The sequence below is a fragment of the Aquitalea pelogenes genome, assembly GCF_041914625.1.
GTDB lineage: Bacteria > Pseudomonadota > Gammaproteobacteria > Burkholderiales > Chromobacteriaceae > Aquitalea > Aquitalea pelogenes.
Genome location: NZ_JAYSDA010000001.1, coordinates 189,224 through 202,376, shown reverse-complemented (window position 1 = coordinate 202,376; position 13,153 = coordinate 189,224). Strand labels below are relative to the sequence as shown.

General features: G+C 32.8%; 27 protein-coding genes. 4 read left to right on the top strand and 23 right to left on the bottom strand.

All coding sequences use genetic code 11. The features are described from left to right. Nucleotides 1-87 precede the first annotated feature (87 nt). The 17 genes from ACE3SE_RS00940 to ACE3SE_RS00860 form a co-directional block, all read right to left on the bottom strand. Nucleotides 88-444, bottom strand: a complete 357-nt coding sequence (locus tag ACE3SE_RS00940; protein WP_374553342.1) for a hypothetical protein — start codon at nucleotides 442-444, stop codon at nucleotides 88-90. Nucleotides 445-557: 113 nt separating this feature from the next. Next, nucleotides 558-2,309, bottom strand: coding sequence for a DNA primase family protein (locus ACE3SE_RS00935; RefSeq protein WP_374553341.1), 1,752 nt, complete (start codon nucleotides 2,307-2,309; stop codon nucleotides 558-560). A gap of 63 nt (nucleotides 2,310-2,372) precedes the next feature. Next, complete coding sequence (locus tag ACE3SE_RS00930; protein ID WP_374553339.1) at nucleotides 2,373-2,561, bottom strand: hypothetical protein; 189 nt, start codon at nucleotides 2,559-2,561, stop codon at nucleotides 2,373-2,375. Nucleotides 2,562-2,628: 67 nt separating this feature from the next. Next, nucleotides 2,629-2,982 carry a hypothetical protein gene (locus ACE3SE_RS00925; RefSeq protein WP_374553337.1) on the bottom strand — a complete coding sequence of 118 codons (354 nt, stop codon included), beginning with the start codon at nucleotides 2,980-2,982 and terminating at the stop codon, nucleotides 2,629-2,631. After that, a complete protein-coding gene (locus ACE3SE_RS00920; RefSeq protein ID WP_374553335.1) occupies nucleotides 2,979-3,815 on the bottom strand; it encodes an N-6 DNA methylase in 837 nt (278 codons plus the stop codon). Before ACE3SE_RS00920 ends, ACE3SE_RS00925 begins: the two co-directional genes overlap by 4 nt. Continuing rightward, on the bottom strand, nucleotides 3,812-4,021 hold the full coding sequence (locus ACE3SE_RS00915) for a hypothetical protein (protein WP_374553333.1): 210 nt from the start codon (nucleotides 4,019-4,021) through the stop codon (nucleotides 3,812-3,814). Before ACE3SE_RS00915 ends, ACE3SE_RS00920 begins: the two co-directional genes overlap by 4 nt. Next, a complete protein-coding gene (locus ACE3SE_RS00910) occupies nucleotides 4,018-4,407 on the bottom strand; it encodes a hypothetical protein (RefSeq protein ID WP_374553331.1) in 390 nt (129 codons plus the stop codon). Before ACE3SE_RS00910 ends, ACE3SE_RS00915 begins: the two co-directional genes overlap by 4 nt. An 11-nt stretch (nucleotides 4,408-4,418) precedes the next feature. After that, nucleotides 4,419-4,763, bottom strand: a complete 345-nt coding sequence (locus tag ACE3SE_RS00905) for a hypothetical protein (protein WP_374553329.1) — start codon at nucleotides 4,761-4,763, stop codon at nucleotides 4,419-4,421. Next, the gene (locus ACE3SE_RS00900) at nucleotides 4,750-5,004 is read right to left on the bottom strand and encodes a hypothetical protein (RefSeq protein WP_374553327.1); all 255 of its coding nucleotides are present in this window, start codon (nucleotides 5,002-5,004) and stop codon (nucleotides 4,750-4,752) included. The genes ACE3SE_RS00905 and ACE3SE_RS00900 overlap by 14 nt, the downstream gene beginning before the upstream one ends. 14 nt (nucleotides 5,005-5,018) lie before the next feature. Continuing rightward, nucleotides 5,019-5,297: a hypothetical protein gene (locus tag ACE3SE_RS00895; protein WP_374553325.1), complete on the bottom strand. Its 279-nt coding sequence runs from the start codon at nucleotides 5,295-5,297 to the stop codon at nucleotides 5,019-5,021. A gap of 3 nt (nucleotides 5,298-5,300) precedes the next feature. Then, nucleotides 5,301-5,489, bottom strand: a complete 189-nt coding sequence (locus ACE3SE_RS00890) for a hypothetical protein (protein WP_374553324.1) — start codon at nucleotides 5,487-5,489, stop codon at nucleotides 5,301-5,303. Continuing rightward, nucleotides 5,486-5,677 (bottom strand): hypothetical protein, encoded by a 192-nt coding sequence (locus ACE3SE_RS00885; protein ID WP_374553323.1) that lies wholly within the window; start codon nucleotides 5,675-5,677, stop codon nucleotides 5,486-5,488. Before ACE3SE_RS00885 ends, ACE3SE_RS00890 begins: the two co-directional genes overlap by 4 nt. Beyond that, on the bottom strand, nucleotides 5,677-5,901 hold the full coding sequence (locus ACE3SE_RS00880) for a hypothetical protein (protein ID WP_374553321.1): 225 nt from the start codon (nucleotides 5,899-5,901) through the stop codon (nucleotides 5,677-5,679). The genes ACE3SE_RS00885 and ACE3SE_RS00880 overlap by 1 nt, the downstream gene beginning before the upstream one ends. A 9-nt stretch (nucleotides 5,902-5,910) precedes the next feature. Then, nucleotides 5,911-6,087 (bottom strand): hypothetical protein, encoded by a 177-nt coding sequence (locus ACE3SE_RS00875; RefSeq protein WP_374553319.1) that lies wholly within the window; start codon nucleotides 6,085-6,087, stop codon nucleotides 5,911-5,913. Nucleotides 6,088-6,198: 111 nt separating this feature from the next. Next, entirely contained in the window at nucleotides 6,199-6,540 is a 342-nt protein-coding gene (locus ACE3SE_RS00870; RefSeq protein ID WP_374553318.1) for a hypothetical protein, read from the bottom strand. 2 nt (nucleotides 6,541-6,542) lie between these two features. After that, complete coding sequence (locus tag ACE3SE_RS00865) at nucleotides 6,543-6,767, bottom strand: hypothetical protein (RefSeq protein ID WP_374553316.1); 225 nt, start codon at nucleotides 6,765-6,767, stop codon at nucleotides 6,543-6,545. 13 nt (nucleotides 6,768-6,780) lie between these two features. Continuing rightward, a complete protein-coding gene (locus ACE3SE_RS00860; protein WP_374553314.1) occupies nucleotides 6,781-7,308 on the bottom strand; it encodes a hypothetical protein in 528 nt (175 codons plus the stop codon). A gap of 113 nt (nucleotides 7,309-7,421) precedes the next feature. Here ACE3SE_RS00860 and ACE3SE_RS00855 point away from each other — a divergent pair, with 113 nt between their 5' ends. Beyond that, nucleotides 7,422-8,300, top strand: coding sequence for a hypothetical protein (locus ACE3SE_RS00855; protein WP_374553312.1), 879 nt, complete (start codon nucleotides 7,422-7,424; stop codon nucleotides 8,298-8,300). 220 nt (nucleotides 8,301-8,520) lie between these two features. Continuing rightward, nucleotides 8,521-8,871, top strand: coding sequence for a hypothetical protein (locus ACE3SE_RS00850; protein ID WP_374553311.1), 351 nt, complete (start codon nucleotides 8,521-8,523; stop codon nucleotides 8,869-8,871). A 65-nt stretch (nucleotides 8,872-8,936) separates the two neighbouring features. Here ACE3SE_RS00850 and ACE3SE_RS00845 read toward each other — a convergent pair whose 3' ends face one another. From ACE3SE_RS00845 to ACE3SE_RS00830, 4 genes are all read right to left on the bottom strand, one after another. Beyond that, the gene (locus tag ACE3SE_RS00845) at nucleotides 8,937-9,437 is read right to left on the bottom strand and encodes a hypothetical protein (RefSeq protein WP_374553310.1); all 501 of its coding nucleotides are present in this window, start codon (nucleotides 9,435-9,437) and stop codon (nucleotides 8,937-8,939) included. A gap of 125 nt (nucleotides 9,438-9,562) precedes the next feature. Then, nucleotides 9,563-10,465 (bottom strand): hypothetical protein, encoded by a 903-nt coding sequence (locus ACE3SE_RS00840; RefSeq protein ID WP_374553308.1) that lies wholly within the window; start codon nucleotides 10,463-10,465, stop codon nucleotides 9,563-9,565. After that, complete coding sequence (locus ACE3SE_RS00835; protein WP_374553306.1) at nucleotides 10,462-10,662, bottom strand: hypothetical protein; 201 nt, start codon at nucleotides 10,660-10,662, stop codon at nucleotides 10,462-10,464. Before ACE3SE_RS00835 ends, ACE3SE_RS00840 begins: the two co-directional genes overlap by 4 nt. Before the next feature lie 104 nt (nucleotides 10,663-10,766). Then, entirely contained in the window at nucleotides 10,767-11,135 is a 369-nt protein-coding gene (locus ACE3SE_RS00830) for a hypothetical protein (protein WP_374553305.1), read from the bottom strand. Between the two features lie 158 nt (nucleotides 11,136-11,293). Here ACE3SE_RS00830 and ACE3SE_RS00825 point away from each other — a divergent pair, with 158 nt between their 5' ends. After that, entirely contained in the window at nucleotides 11,294-11,593 is a 300-nt protein-coding gene (locus ACE3SE_RS00825; protein ID WP_374553303.1) for a hypothetical protein, read from the top strand. A 33-nt stretch (nucleotides 11,594-11,626) separates the two neighbouring features. Here the strand turns inward: ACE3SE_RS00825 and ACE3SE_RS00820 are convergent, their stop codons facing one another. Next, nucleotides 11,627-11,923: a hypothetical protein gene (locus tag ACE3SE_RS00820; protein ID WP_374553301.1), complete on the bottom strand. Its 297-nt coding sequence runs from the start codon at nucleotides 11,921-11,923 to the stop codon at nucleotides 11,627-11,629. A 160-nt stretch (nucleotides 11,924-12,083) separates the two neighbouring features. Between ACE3SE_RS00820 and ACE3SE_RS00815 the strand changes: the two genes are divergently transcribed. Beyond that, nucleotides 12,084-12,479 (top strand): hypothetical protein, encoded by a 396-nt coding sequence (locus ACE3SE_RS00815; protein WP_374553299.1) that lies wholly within the window; start codon nucleotides 12,084-12,086, stop codon nucleotides 12,477-12,479. A gap of 32 nt (nucleotides 12,480-12,511) precedes the next feature. On the opposite strand, the gene ACE3SE_RS00810 is transcribed toward ACE3SE_RS00815, so the two are convergent. Continuing rightward, nucleotides 12,512-13,114, bottom strand: a complete 603-nt coding sequence (locus tag ACE3SE_RS00810) for a hypothetical protein (RefSeq protein WP_374553298.1) — start codon at nucleotides 13,112-13,114, stop codon at nucleotides 12,512-12,514. Between the last annotated feature and the right edge of the window lie 39 nt (nucleotides 13,115-13,153).

Sequence of the window (13,153 nt, the reverse complement as noted above, 5' to 3'; positions counted from 1 at the left end):
ATGTAGTCGTCTTGTGTTTTAAAGTCATCAAGAAACCTGAAGTCAAAATCTTGCATAAGTCCTGTTAGTTTGTTTGTTATTTTCATTTTAACCTTTCTTTTTATCTATTATTTTATTGAAGAACTTGCAAAATTCTTTTTGCTCTTTCTCTTGTTGTTCAAATATTTCCTTGTCTCTTGCAAAATAAAATCCATTTACTCCATGAACAATGCTTTTATTTTCCATCACATCAAGCTCTGACAGATTATTGTCTTTATCTTTTAGATATTCAAATAGATGAATTGCATATTCTCTAAACAAGTTGTAGTTGTTTAAATAGATTTCTGCTAAATACTTTGAAAACTCTCTTGGGTGCTGAAAATCTGAAGCAATCAAGAAAGTTGCTTCTTGTTTCAATCCTGTTCTTGGGTTGGTCATCCCTATCTTGTCGCCACGTTTTATCATTGCAATTCCCTTTTTTTAACTCCTTTCTAAATTTATACGAAAATCAATGTGATTTAGCAATAGTAAAAACAAAAAGGATATCAATAAAAAAGCCACTTTTTAGTGGCTTTCTTTTATTTTGCTTTTGCATATTTTTCAAATGCTTTCTTCAACATGCTTGCATACTCATTTACTGATATTGTTTTTCTAGCTAAAGATTTATCTAGAATTGCAATCTCTCTTTCTAGCTCTAGCTCAACATGCATTTCATCAATCTCAGGATCATCAGTAGCTTGTGATAAATCAAAGAACAAATTGCAGTAAAGTTTTCTTCCTGAAATTTCTCTTTTTTGTATTGTCTGAAGATTTGGAAATTTCTGTTTCATGATTTTCCAAAATTGGACTTCACCAAAAGCATTCCAAGATTTTTCTTCACAATATACTTTGTATTTAGCATACATATCATCTTTTTTCATCTTGCATTCTTCAGATAATTCAACATACATATCTTCAATAAACACAAGAACATTTTTACTATTTTTTTTCTCTGCTTCTTTGTTTGCTTTAACACTTTCAGGAATTGAAAAATCCCCTTGTTTTAATAAGTCAACTAAACCATTGATTGCCCAATCAACTAGGATATGCATTTCTTCATCAACAATTCTTTTTGATAAATTTTTAATGATTTGGTCGTCAGCAATAACATTATCAAATTTCATCATGATAAGTCTTCTCCATACGCCATTACTTTCATCGTCAATTTTTGGAAAAGAATTACAGTTAATAATCATTTTTGCTGTTGGCTCGTATGTGAAAACATCCTTATGCTTTTGATTGATAACAATCTTGTCACCACTGATGATTTTCTTTAGCTCTTGCTCGTTTATGGAACGTTTTGGAGTTTCAGGAACAATCACAAGTGATGCATCCACAAGTTCAGCCTTACCAAATCCTGTTAAATCATCAAGGTCTAGTGATGCCACTTTCTCATGCATTCCCGCAACCATGTTTGCATACTCGCTCTTGCCGTTTTTACCTGGTCCCTCAATCACAAGAGCTGTTTGCATACGTGCATCAGGTATAAGTGTTGAACCTGTATATTGAGCAAGCAAACGTTGATCTTCTGCTTTAGGAACTGAGTTGTTCAAGAAGTGTGCAAACAATGATTTCTCAGGAACAGACTTTGGAATGTAAATGTTCTTGTTTCCAAAATCATCAGTGCATGGCTCTTGTTTAGCACCTTCAACCACATTACCAAAATCATCAGTAACTACTGACTCTTTACTATTTAATACTTTTCCTTTGATTTGGTATGTCACACCAATAGCTTTATTTGGCTCAACAATGAAAGTCACACCATCTTCATGAACTTCTAACCATGCATCTTCCATTGGAATAATGATAGTTTTTGGTTTTGGTGGAAGAAATCTATCTTCACTAAGCAATGTTGTTAATGCTGTTGCAAAACATTTTTGTGCAAGCATATCAGTTGCTTCATTCTTTTCATTTTCACGCAACCATTTCATAGCACGTCCAATGCCACTTTTTTGATTAATTTTGCTCCAATATGATTGTTTCCACTCATAAAGGTTAATGTTTTCACCAAATGCACAAACCATATAATTTTCATCAGAAAGAATATAGTCTGCATAAACAGGCTCAAGTTTTACCTTCTCAGGTTTTACATATGACTTGAATCCTAAAGACTTACCTTTTGATTTTTTTTGTTCTGCTTTAGCTTTATCAACCTGTTCTAATTGACTATCACCAAAGATTTCTTTTTCTGCTTCATATTTTTCTTTTTGATATGCAGATGGCTTAAATCCAAATACATCTTCCTTTTCTGCTCTACTATTTTTTGTTTTTTCTGTTCCAAACATGTTCATAATTTATTCCTTTTCTAGTTTTCGTATTGGCTTCTCCTTTCAGAAAGTTAGCCATTAAATCATTTACTGAATTTCAATACCTATTAACTTCAATTTTTCATCAAGAATTTTTTCAACACCTTCTCTTGCCAATTTTTGAAAACTAAAACCATGTTTCTCCAAAATTTCTACTTTCTCTTCTTGAGAAAGAAACAATCTCACACCTCTTGTTTTTGAAGCTACATTTTTTTTCTTATTTCTTGTATTGCTCATTTTCTTCTCCATTAATTAAAATGCTTATATGTTAACATTTAAGCAAAATAAAAAATGAAGTCAATAGTTATTCAAAATTTATTTTAGAAATCATTTCAATGAACTTACTTATTGAAAGTGGAAATTTATTTTTTGTTCCATCTTCAACAATGGCAACTGAAATAAGTTCATCATTCTTGACTACTCGTTTTACCTCTTTTGTTTCATCTTCAAAAAATCTAAATTTTTCCACCACTTCAGGAACAGTAGTAGTTAATGGAACTCTTGCACGATATTTTGAAAGAATAAGTTCAAGCTGTTTTTGTTGAAAAATTTCAGTTGCAACGTGCCTATCTTTTTTATTTTTAAACAACTCATGCAATGGCAAAACCTCATTGATGAATCTGATTTTCTTGTTGATGTCTTTAAGTTCGTTGTTCATACAGTCTCCATTTCATTAGATTTATTTTTAATTTTCTCAGTTACTTCACTGAATTCTTTTAATAATGTAATAACTTCATCAAGCTCTCTGTTTCCAACAATGTCTGCATACATATCAAGTGGTGCTTTTGGAATCCACCAATAGCCAATCTTTTCATGGTTGTTGATGGCTGTGTAATCAGTGATTGCATTACCGTAGCTCACTCTGAATGATGCAAGTGGTGCCTGGTGAAGTATTGAGTGCAAAACGATTTGAACGGCTGTCATTCGCACCATATTGATGTCCAGATCCACCGCACTAACATGAACCTTGGCAATAGCTTCTTTACCGTGTGTCTCATGGATGTATCTGAGAGAACCAAGCAACAATGAACCTGCCCCACATCCACAACAATCTGAAATCCCTCGTTCCTGGCTGAAGTCTTCACCCTGTAGATTGATTGCTGCCAACACATAGGCAACATCAGGTGGTGTTAGGAACTGCCCTAGTGTCTGTCCTAGATACTCGTCGTAGAGCATCCCCAAAGTGTCTGTAAATGGCTCAGATTCCTTTATTAGTGTGATGAAGTCCTGCACTAGCTCCTGAACGATTTCATGGGCTCTAGGCTCGTCCTTGTAGTGACTGAAGCTGATTGCACCAAAGGAACTGCTGAACTGGTACAAGGTGCGTGGAAAGGCTTTTGTGATGAAGTCTTTATCAGCAAGAAGAATGCAGCAATAGTTGATGATGTCTTCAATCACTTGCTTTGGGCCAATGTTGCGACGTTGGAAAGCATTGCAAGCACTTTTAACTTTTTTGCTGAAATCCTTACTTCTTTTTTCTGCATTATTCATTTACTACCTCCAAATATTTTTTGATATGTTTCGTTGTATGGTTGTTGCTCATAAGAGAAGTCATTTGAAAAATTACTTTTAAAGGACTTATCAAGTTGTTGTTGTGTTAGCTGAACTTCTTGTGCCTTTTCAAATGACTCTGCTCTTATAACTATGTGTCCATGTGTGATTGTTTTCTTGATTACAGGGAAGATGAAACTCTTCATGCTGTAAGTCCTTCTGGCAATCCATCAGGGTGAACAGAAGTCCATCCTTTTTGTCCATCTTCAAAAATCTTTAACTTCACATGGGACATGGTGTAAATATCTTTTCGGTCAATATGGTAATGAATCATATATTGAGTATATTTTGCTACTACATCTAACGTTTCTGTATTTCCATCAGTCACACCACACATTTCTTTAACCAAAATATCAAGCCATTCCTTACCTGAAAAAAATCTCAAATTGGCTTCAGAAATTTCTTCATTGTGTTCGTTGTGGTATTGCCTCATGTTTTGCAAGAAAGCATTGAAAACTTCACATGCTGCTTCTTGAATACCCATTGGTTTTTTAGTATTGCAACTGCACTTTGCTTTATTGGATTTTTTCATTATTATTCCTTTCAGTTAATTTCAATTTCAAACTTGGCTTGGTTGTAGTAATACATTCCAATTTTTCCAACAGTATTATTCAAAAATTCTTTCAATTCTTTGATGCCCTTTTTTACTGGAAATGTCATGAATACTTCATCATCATCTTCCATACGATAGAAAGAAAACTGATACACATCATCTTTAATTTCAAGCTCACAACCTTCAGCCACTTTTTCTGAAAGAAGCCCATCAATTAGATTGGCTGCATTAATTGTTGTTTTGATGTAATCAGCAAGAGAATCCAAAGAATCATTTTTCAACTCTGTTGTCATCATCATTGATTTAGTAATGTGTTTAACTTTAAATTTCTTCATGGCATTTCCTTTCGTTAATTTGTTTTTCATCAAGTGCAAGTTGAACAATCAACCTCACTCCATTCATCACTGACTCAATTTCTGCTTGTTCAAGAAATGGATAATCACGAATTACGATGAACCTTAAGATTGCATCATCACAATCAAACTCAAAGTTATTGAACTTATGCATTTCTTCAACAAACTTTTTCGCAATTTGATAGCTGTAATTCATCCTTTCCAATGCTGTTCTACTGTTCATAAAAATTTCCTTTCCTAGTTTTTTTCTGTTAATACAAATCTGAATGGTGTTTTTGTTGTCCTAATCAAGTATTTCAAAAAACTTTTTACTGCTTCAATAGTAGGTGCAACATGAGAAACTTGATTTTGAATGGTGACTTTTAAATAATCTTCACCATCAAGTTGTTCCTCTTCTACTGTTCCTTCACCATCAGTCATAAAGCCCATGATGAAACTCATGGCAAAACCAACCTGGCTTGCATTCAAAACTTGGTATTCACCATTTAATGTTACTTTTGCAAAATATCTTTTCATAATTTAATTTCCTTGTTCGTTACAAATAACTTGTTCACAATCCTCAAAATCAACCAATGTCCAATTTGAAAAATCTAACTCACTTGCCTCATAAGAAGCTAATTCATGTGCTTCATCTTCTGAATTAGCTTCAACTTCAAAATAATTTACAAAATATGCTTTACTAGAAATCTTCACTTTGTATTTCATCATTCACTCCCCATCAATCTTGTGTCTTCAATATCAAACTCTTCCCAAATTACATCCCAAGAGAATAAATCGGAATTCAAAGTATGTTTTTCTGCAAGTTTCTTAGCTTCTTCTTCATTTTCAGCTTCAACATGAATATATGTTTGCTCTGCTGAGTGTCTTGTAACCATTACACTGTATGTTTCCTTCATTAACATTCTCCTTGTTCGTTATCTGCTTCATCATCACCGTCATATTCATCCATCTGAACAACATCAAAACTTCGGATGCAATCACTACTGCACAAATCCCAATCAATTTCACAATCTTCTGCCATTTCAATTGCAATATCTTCAGCATCATCTTCATTTTCAGCTTCAATAATTAATACTTTTTGAACTGGCCAAACTGCTTCAATAATAACTTCATATTTCATACATTCTCCTTAGTTAAACAACCACACAAAATCATCTGCCTTTTCTACTTCTGCTTGAATAACTTTTGAGTATTCAAGTTTTCCACTTTCAGCCTGTTTCATTACTTGGCTTTTTGCTTCATCAGAAGTTTTTGCATCTACTTTCATTACAACTTTTGCATTCACTACAACTTCAAACTGTTTCATCTAATTTCCTTTCTTTGTTTTATTCAGTGTTTTAATTTTAAAATTTCTATCGTTTTTTCTCAGTGCAGGCATGAAGTCACGATCTGTATTGACAACTTGCCTTTGTTTGTGCTAGGCAAAAGCAAAACTCTTCTTGATGACGATTTCTGAATAATCAAAAGCATTGTTGTCTTCATATTCAGCATTGCTTTCAACAAAATCAGTGATGTATTTCTGGATTGCTTTCAAGGTGTATGGCAATTCAAATTCACCACAATCATCTTCGTCATCTTCATTCTGATAGTTCACATAAAGAATCCGTCCACAACGATGTGTTTCACAAAGACATTCTGGATAAAGTTCATGCAATACTTCATTAAAAGCATCTTGAAGAGTGTCATGTTCCAAATCTTTGTGATAAACATCTTCATCGTCATACTTATACAAAACAGTAAAAATAGGTTTTTTCTTCATAATTAAATTTCCTCAATTAATTTATCTTGCTCAACAAATTTTTCACTGATGCGGTATTCATAAGAACCACAATCAACCAAATCATCTTCTTTTCCGTTGTAATAGCGATCTTCTCCACGGTAGAAGCCTTGATTGATCTCATTAAGAATTCGCTCAAGCATTGCAACAACACATGCTTCTGATGTATCAGCAATCTTTACTTCAAGTTTGAAAATTGGTTGGTTCATATCGGTTCCTTTCTTATGCTGAGAAAGATGTGAAGTTGCATTCACCTGCTGATTTTTCTTGCTTGCTCCAGGTGAGTGAACCAACTTTTTTACCTTCAACAATTGCCATTCCTGAAAAAATTTCATCTTGTGTTTTCACACTAATATTGAATGAGTCAAAACACTCAGGATGATTTTTTAGTGCTCCGTATTGTTCATAAATCTTGTTGATGTCTTCTTGAGTTTCAAAACCACTTACACAAAAACCTTCATACATTGAAATGATGTATTTTGGTTTCATGGTTTTTTCAAAAAACTCAACCATATTGAAGTATTTGTATTTGTCTTCACCTTCCTGATAGCAATAGGCAAGCTCTAAACTCCCATCACTCTTTTCAAGAACAAATAACGTTTCAGGTTGAACACAACCCATCTTCTTGTGTTCTTTAATGCCTTTTTTATTCATCTTGTCAATGAAGTAGATAAGTTTTTTATCTTTGATAACTTCATTAATTGGTGTCATTTTTTCTTTGATTACTTTAATAGCTTCTTGTTTTTTCATACTGATTTCCTTTCGTTTGTTTTTCAGTATGGGTATAATAAAAAAATGTCTAATTTTTCTCAGTGCAGGTCTTAAGCTACGATCTGTATTGACAAACCATAGAGTTTTGTGATATGCGGGATGAACTGAAGCAACTCAGAATCACAACTTGGCTGAATGCCTGCTTAGAAGCATCAGGTTGTGAATCCTTTGGTTGTCTGTATGAGAAGACTTCAGGTGTGTCTCTCAGTGAATGGAGTAGGTATAAGAACGGCTACAGAGATAGTGCAGACGGTGCAGACGGTGAGAAACGTGTGTACGGTCCCTCTGATGTCACTGTGAAGAATGTTGGTCGTGACTTACCTGGTACAGCACAAGTCTTCTTTCATGGTCCAGGTGCGTTGCCAATATGGGCTGTTCTAGAAGGTGACTTGAAGAAGTGTGATGAAGTCCTGAATGAATGCCTGCTCTCGCATAAAACCTATGCCTGGATGGTTCTATCTAAGAAGGTAGTGCCTAACATGACACTCAAAGAAAAGTGTCAAGCACTACTAGAAATCAGCATTCCTTCATCATGGTTTGAGAAACATACTCAAGATGTTCCTGAAGACTTGCCTGAATTTTGGTGGGCTGATGAAGATAATCCACCAAATAAAATTGATTTGAGATTTGCAAGCTCTACAAAAATAAGAGAAATGTATTCAAATCTTTCTGAAATGATTAAGAAAGATAAAAACATTATTGCACTTGCTTATAGCAAATCAAATAGAAAAAAATCTGTCATACTTGGAAATACAATCATCAAGCATGTTGGTGAATTCAAGGTTGCACTTCCTCAAAACATAGTAGCTTTTCTTGCTGCTGCTGTTCTGTGTGTTACTAATAGCAAACTTGATGGTGATGTTGAACTTGCTGATATTGCTTTCTTCTTTTTTGAAGGATTGCAAGAAGCAATAAAAAATGAATTTGGTGAAGAAATTCTAAATTACATAAATGAATTTTGGAACTTGTAAAAAACAAAGCCACTTTTCAGTGGCTTTTATTTTGTCATATCTCCACCTTTCGGCTTCTCTTGCTAGTATCCTTAAAAATGTTGATTGCATGACTTCTTGGACATTAAGATGTTCTAGCATTAAGAAAATATTACTATATTAAAAATAGAAGTCAACAAAGTATTGATTATTTTTTAGAATTTCGTAATATAGTTCTACAACTAAAAGAAAAGGAACTATCATGATTAGAAAAATAATTTTATTATCAACAGTGTTGTCATTAACTGCTTGTGCATCTGTTCAATCCACACTTGAGAAAGTGCCTGGAAGCTTCACAAAAGCTGTTCAGAACATCACTAAACCAAACACACCTACTGCAACTGCTCCTGCTGTCCAGGGTGAAGCTCAGAATGTCATGTATGGCAAAGTTCTAGCATTGAAGAAGAAATCTCCTGATGCTGTTAGCTTGGTGATTCAGCTAACTAATGGTGCAACCTTCTCTTTACCTGCTGGTGCTGATGCTGGTTTTAAGGTCGGTCAGAAGGTCAAGATTGTTCAAGTTGGGCATGATGTATCTGTAGAAGCAATTTAATGAACCACAAATAAAGAAGCCACTCGTTTGAGTGGCTTTTTTTATATCTTACTTTTTGAAGACTTCTATTTTGGTGCAAGCTTTTGCTCAAGGTCTTTATGCAATTTTTGTTTTTCAAGAATTTCTCTAACTTCACCATTCAACCAATCATTCTCTAATAGATGTGTGCAATCAAAATATTTTAAAAGTATTTTTGATGCATCTGTTTCTTTTTCGTGTTTTTGCCATTCATAGACTTTTTCACAATAAAACATCACATCATCTTGCAAATCTCTTTCTTCAATATAGTTGATAACCGTATCTATCATTTTTTCATTATAGAACTTGTCTGCATAATACAAACACTTCCCTAAATAACACCAATCTTTACCATAGTCCGACATTCGGATAAGTGAAAAAATATGGTGTAACATTTCAACATTTCCATAAGCACAAGTTTCAATTGAAATGTTTGAAAACTCACTTGCATAAAGATTTTTATTGTCCTCTTTTAGAAATGCTTCAGTGTTTTTTTCTTTTATATAGTCACACATTCTGAACATTTTTGTTGTGCTTCGTTCTCTCATCCTATCTCCTTATTTAAAAAAATCTTTTGAATATTGGCATTAAGTGGTAGATGTCATGAAAAAATCTAACTGAACAAATAATGCCAAGAATGTAATAAGTCACTTCCCCATATTGCTTAAGTCTATCAATCATTTTTTCTTCCCTCCCACATTTCAAGGAACTCTTTTTTGAAATCATAATATTTCACTTTTGAACCACTCCAATAAGATTGACAATTTCTTTGATACATTTCTTCAAACTTCGTTCTTTTGCTCCAATAAAAGTCACTTAGTTCATCAAGCATATCTTGCTGATAAGCAAACAAGAATGGTTTTTTTATTTTATAACCAGTTTCTCTATCGTGAAATCCATATGGGTATCTGTGATAGTCATATTCCAATTCTTTACCATGAAAGCAATCTTCATGAAGTGCTGAATACATAGTCAATATTTTGTTGATTTCACAACATCTATTGCCTGAATGCTCATTCCACTTCAAATACAAGTAATCAGTAAAATTTGATAGAAGATGGATTTCCTTTGGTTCAAATCCATCTTTCAAGAACTTCTCTAACCTCTCTTTGCAATGCTCTTGAAACCTGTCCTTGTAGTGCTGTAGTCGCTTGGCAAGTGTTCCAGGTAAGGTATCCACATAGAAGGTGGTCTTGTTCTCAAAAAGCTCCTGGTTGCTGTTCACATAGGTTTCCATGATGTGAAGCTTGGTGCTAAAGGATCGTGGTTGCTCCACCTTGAAAATGCTCAAGGTGAGTGATTCAAGGGTGTTCATGTTCACATGGGTGAAGCTGTAATCAGGTGATAGATTTGTGTCTATCTCCAATCCAACAACTTCATTATTTTTATTTGCCCATTTTTCATCATTATTTTTGTATCTGTAAATAATGCGATAAACAACATCAAGTTTTTTATCTTTCTTGAACTGATGTTCTTCATCTCTTACCCAAAATTGATGAATAGTAGGTTTTTGCCTTGGATATAAATCAATTAATTTTTCTGTATAGCCATAATTCTTTAAAGCATACTCATTCATTGTTGCTCCCTCTTTGAAAAACCTCTTTTGTATGTATCTGAAATAGAATTAAATCTAAAGCCACGTGCCATTTCATCTTCTGCTTCTTCTATGGCATTGATGATTGCTTCTTCTTTTGTGTTTCCATTAATTTCAAACTTAAACCATTTACCATCAATTCTTGCAAATTTAACTGTCCAAACTTTTATTAAATTCATAATCTTCTCCATTTTTCTAAAATAATAAGGAAACTACTAATTTTTTTACATGCAGTTTCCTCATCATCATCTGTATTGACTTTTTTATTTTTTGTGATTGACGATTAATTTAGAAATTTTTTGTCTTTCACAATGAATGTGCATGTGTCGTTCTTGATAGTGACTGTTGCACCTTGGCTGATGTAGTCAGCAATCTTTAGTAAAAGTGCATCCCCTTGAACTCCCATGACTGTAGGTGACTCTGCTTCACCTCTATAAGCTCCTTCTTCATCTAGAAAGAAGCTAGTTGTCTTTCCTGCTTTGTAGTCAGCAACCTGGCTCTTGGTTGGCTTGAAGTATTCACGATAGAAGTAATTCACATACTTGCATTCATTGTTATTCACATAAACACTTCCACCTACTAATGTTGCTGTGTCTTTAGCAAAAGCATTTCCCATTAAAGCCACACATAAAACCAATAATAATTTTTTCATTTTTCTTCTCCGTTGTAGTTATATTTATATATTACGAAAAATAAAGCAAAACACAATAGCAAAAATTAAAATAGATATCATATATTTATTTTCTTTCACCACCTATTGATTTTAATATTTTTATTTCGTATAACTTAATCATAACTAGGAGAATAGATATGAGTAAGTTAAAAGAGAAGATTTTTGAATATTGTTATTTTGTTGCTTATGGAATAGTGATTTTGTTATTTATTCCTGCATACATTTTTTGTGCTGTGTCAACATTGGCTTTGGTAATTGCTTGCATTCCACTAGGCATACATGATTATTGGAAGAATGGTAAATTGGATATGCAAGATTATGCTCCTGTTTCTTTTCTTGGTTTTTTTGCTGGTATAGTTTCTTATGTATATTTTATAATCTATGCAATATTTAATTTTCACTCCATGCAATCCACAATTTTAAATCTTATAAGTTAAAAAAAAAGGACTCATTCTAGAGTCCCTTTTTATTTATGCTATTCTTTTTTTCCACTCTCTTTCATTAATTTCCATTGCTTTTTCAACAAGCAAATCTATGTGGTCTTGTGTGAAGTTGAAGTATTCTTTGGTTTTATAAATACAATCAGAAGAAAAGCAATGTTCAGTGTTTGGGTAGTTATCGTATATGACTTTAACAATGAATTCTTCTTCTCCACGGTATTCAAAAAATACTGCTTCTAAGAAAACAACAACATTTTTACCTTGACTCATTTTTTCGTTAGCTTCAGCTATTGCCTTGATATTTGAATTGATAATTTGTGCTTTCATGACTATTCTCCTTTTTATTTTAATCATGTAATAATTATATTAAAAATAATGCAAAGCACAATAGCAAAAAACAAATTATTTTAAATTGGATATCCTTGCTTGTTGATTATGTTTTTAATTTTCGTATTATTTCCTTATTGCTTAACTAAAAGGAGAAAATATGAAAGCAAAGTATAATGTTTTTAAAGAAAGAATAGAATTTGCAAAACAATCAAACATGGTTGAAGAATTGTTTAACGACACATTAGATACATTCCATTGTTATGTATGCAAGTTTGTAGAAGATGGATTGCCTGTGAATTTGGCATTCTGCAAAGTAGTTTCGGAAGTCACACCTGGATTAGTCAATTCAGATTTAGTTTTTGATAATTGCGATAGAATCGGAATTACTGACGATGAAGAAAAACAATTTATGGTTGAATTATATAATGGAATAAGTTTAGCAATATTTGATAGTTATCTTGAATTCATCAAAACAAAGAATCCAACAAAATACAAAAAACTAAAAGGAACACTAACAATAAGTGGAAGTTTCACAATAACACCTTGCTTGTGAAATAAAAAAAAGCCCCTGATGGGGCTTTTTCTTTATCTGTATTTTCTGTATTCAATGCCTACAAAATCCATTAAATATCTTAGACAAGCATCTGATTTATCAAATTTGATTTTTTCAGATAATTCAGTTGCATTGAAATTTTTAGTGGCTTCACCCATTTCTTTTAGAGCATTGATGAACTCAATGTTTTTTCTCATTGATAGTTGTCTCTTCTTTAATTTGAATGATGCAGGGACAAGTTCTTCTCTTTTTTCCATGTTCTGAATTGCCTTTTCCATTCTTCTTATTTTTGCATCAAGTTTATTTCCTTTGCACAATCCTTGCTCATGATTTTTTACATCTTCTTCTCTTGCAAAATCATTACATAATCTTAATGCCAATCTTGAGAAAACAGAATTCAATGACTCATTGTTTAGAAAAATCTCATTATATATAGATGACTTATAGCCATCTTTTGCAAAAATAATTTCAGTCAATAATGACACTGATTTTTCTTTACCTTCTTCATTATCAATGAACTCCCTAAAGTTATCTCTTATCCATAGCCAATCTTCATTCTCAATTTCAGACATTACCAAATCATTAGTTAAAACGATTTCATTATTTATTTTTAGATGAATTTTGTATTCTCTCATATCATTTCCTTTTTAGTTGTTGTTATAAAATGATATGAA

Excerpts from the sequence above, each read along its gene's own strand:
- ACE3SE_RS00940 (WP_374553342.1), bottom strand. The coding sequence starts at position 444 with ATGATAAAACGTGGCGACAAGATAGGGATGACCAACCCAAGAACAGGA.
- ACE3SE_RS00935 (WP_374553341.1), bottom strand. The coding sequence starts at position 2,309 with ATGAACATGTTTGGAACAGAAAAAACAAAAAATAGTAGAGCAGAAAAG.
- ACE3SE_RS00930 (WP_374553339.1), bottom strand. The coding sequence starts at position 2,561 with ATGAGCAATACAAGAAATAAGAAAAAAAATGTAGCTTCAAAAACAAGA.
- ACE3SE_RS00925 (WP_374553337.1), bottom strand. The coding sequence starts at position 2,982 with ATGAACAACGAACTTAAAGACATCAACAAGAAAATCAGATTCATCAAT.
- ACE3SE_RS00920 (WP_374553335.1), bottom strand. The coding sequence starts at position 3,815 with ATGAATAATGCAGAAAAAAGAAGTAAGGATTTCAGCAAAAAAGTTAAA.
- ACE3SE_RS00915 (WP_374553333.1), bottom strand. The coding sequence starts at position 4,021 with ATGAAGAGTTTCATCTTCCCTGTAATCAAGAAAACAATCACACATGGA.
- ACE3SE_RS00910 (WP_374553331.1), bottom strand. The coding sequence starts at position 4,407 with ATGAAAAAATCCAATAAAGCAAAGTGCAGTTGCAATACTAAAAAACCA.
- ACE3SE_RS00905 (WP_374553329.1), bottom strand. The coding sequence starts at position 4,763 with ATGAAGAAATTTAAAGTTAAACACATTACTAAATCAATGATGATGACA.
- ACE3SE_RS00900 (WP_374553327.1), bottom strand. The coding sequence starts at position 5,004 with ATGAACAGTAGAACAGCATTGGAAAGGATGAATTACAGCTATCAAATT.
- ACE3SE_RS00895 (WP_374553325.1), bottom strand. The coding sequence starts at position 5,297 with ATGAAAAGATATTTTGCAAAAGTAACATTAAATGGTGAATACCAAGTT.
- ACE3SE_RS00890 (WP_374553324.1), bottom strand. The coding sequence starts at position 5,489 with ATGATGAAATACAAAGTGAAGATTTCTAGTAAAGCATATTTTGTAAAT.
- ACE3SE_RS00885 (WP_374553323.1), bottom strand. The coding sequence starts at position 5,677 with ATGAAGGAAACATACAGTGTAATGGTTACAAGACACTCAGCAGAGCAA.
- ACE3SE_RS00880 (WP_374553321.1), bottom strand. The coding sequence starts at position 5,901 with ATGAAATATGAAGTTATTATTGAAGCAGTTTGGCCAGTTCAAAAAGTA.
- ACE3SE_RS00875 (WP_374553319.1), bottom strand. The coding sequence starts at position 6,087 with ATGAAACAGTTTGAAGTTGTAGTGAATGCAAAAGTTGTAATGAAAGTA.
- ACE3SE_RS00870 (WP_374553318.1), bottom strand. The coding sequence starts at position 6,540 with ATGAAGAAAAAACCTATTTTTACTGTTTTGTATAAGTATGACGATGAA.
- ACE3SE_RS00865 (WP_374553316.1), bottom strand. The coding sequence starts at position 6,767 with ATGAACCAACCAATTTTCAAACTTGAAGTAAAGATTGCTGATACATCA.
- ACE3SE_RS00860 (WP_374553314.1), bottom strand. The coding sequence starts at position 7,308 with ATGAAAAAACAAGAAGCTATTAAAGTAATCAAAGAAAAAATGACACCA.
- ACE3SE_RS00855 (WP_374553312.1), top strand. The coding sequence starts at position 7,422 with ATGCGGGATGAACTGAAGCAACTCAGAATCACAACTTGGCTGAATGCC.
- ACE3SE_RS00850 (WP_374553311.1), top strand. The coding sequence starts at position 8,521 with ATGATTAGAAAAATAATTTTATTATCAACAGTGTTGTCATTAACTGCT.
- ACE3SE_RS00845 (WP_374553310.1), bottom strand. The coding sequence starts at position 9,437 with ATGAGAGAACGAAGCACAACAAAAATGTTCAGAATGTGTGACTATATA.
- ACE3SE_RS00840 (WP_374553308.1), bottom strand. The coding sequence starts at position 10,465 with ATGAATGAGTATGCTTTAAAGAATTATGGCTATACAGAAAAATTAATT.
- ACE3SE_RS00835 (WP_374553306.1), bottom strand. The coding sequence starts at position 10,662 with ATGAATTTAATAAAAGTTTGGACAGTTAAATTTGCAAGAATTGATGGT.
- ACE3SE_RS00830 (WP_374553305.1), bottom strand. The coding sequence starts at position 11,135 with ATGAAAAAATTATTATTGGTTTTATGTGTGGCTTTAATGGGAAATGCT.
- ACE3SE_RS00825 (WP_374553303.1), top strand. The coding sequence starts at position 11,294 with ATGAGTAAGTTAAAAGAGAAGATTTTTGAATATTGTTATTTTGTTGCT.
- ACE3SE_RS00820 (WP_374553301.1), bottom strand. The coding sequence starts at position 11,923 with ATGAAAGCACAAATTATCAATTCAAATATCAAGGCAATAGCTGAAGCT.
- ACE3SE_RS00815 (WP_374553299.1), top strand. The coding sequence starts at position 12,084 with ATGAAAGCAAAGTATAATGTTTTTAAAGAAAGAATAGAATTTGCAAAA.
- ACE3SE_RS00810 (WP_374553298.1), bottom strand. The coding sequence starts at position 13,114 with ATGAGAGAATACAAAATTCATCTAAAAATAAATAATGAAATCGTTTTA.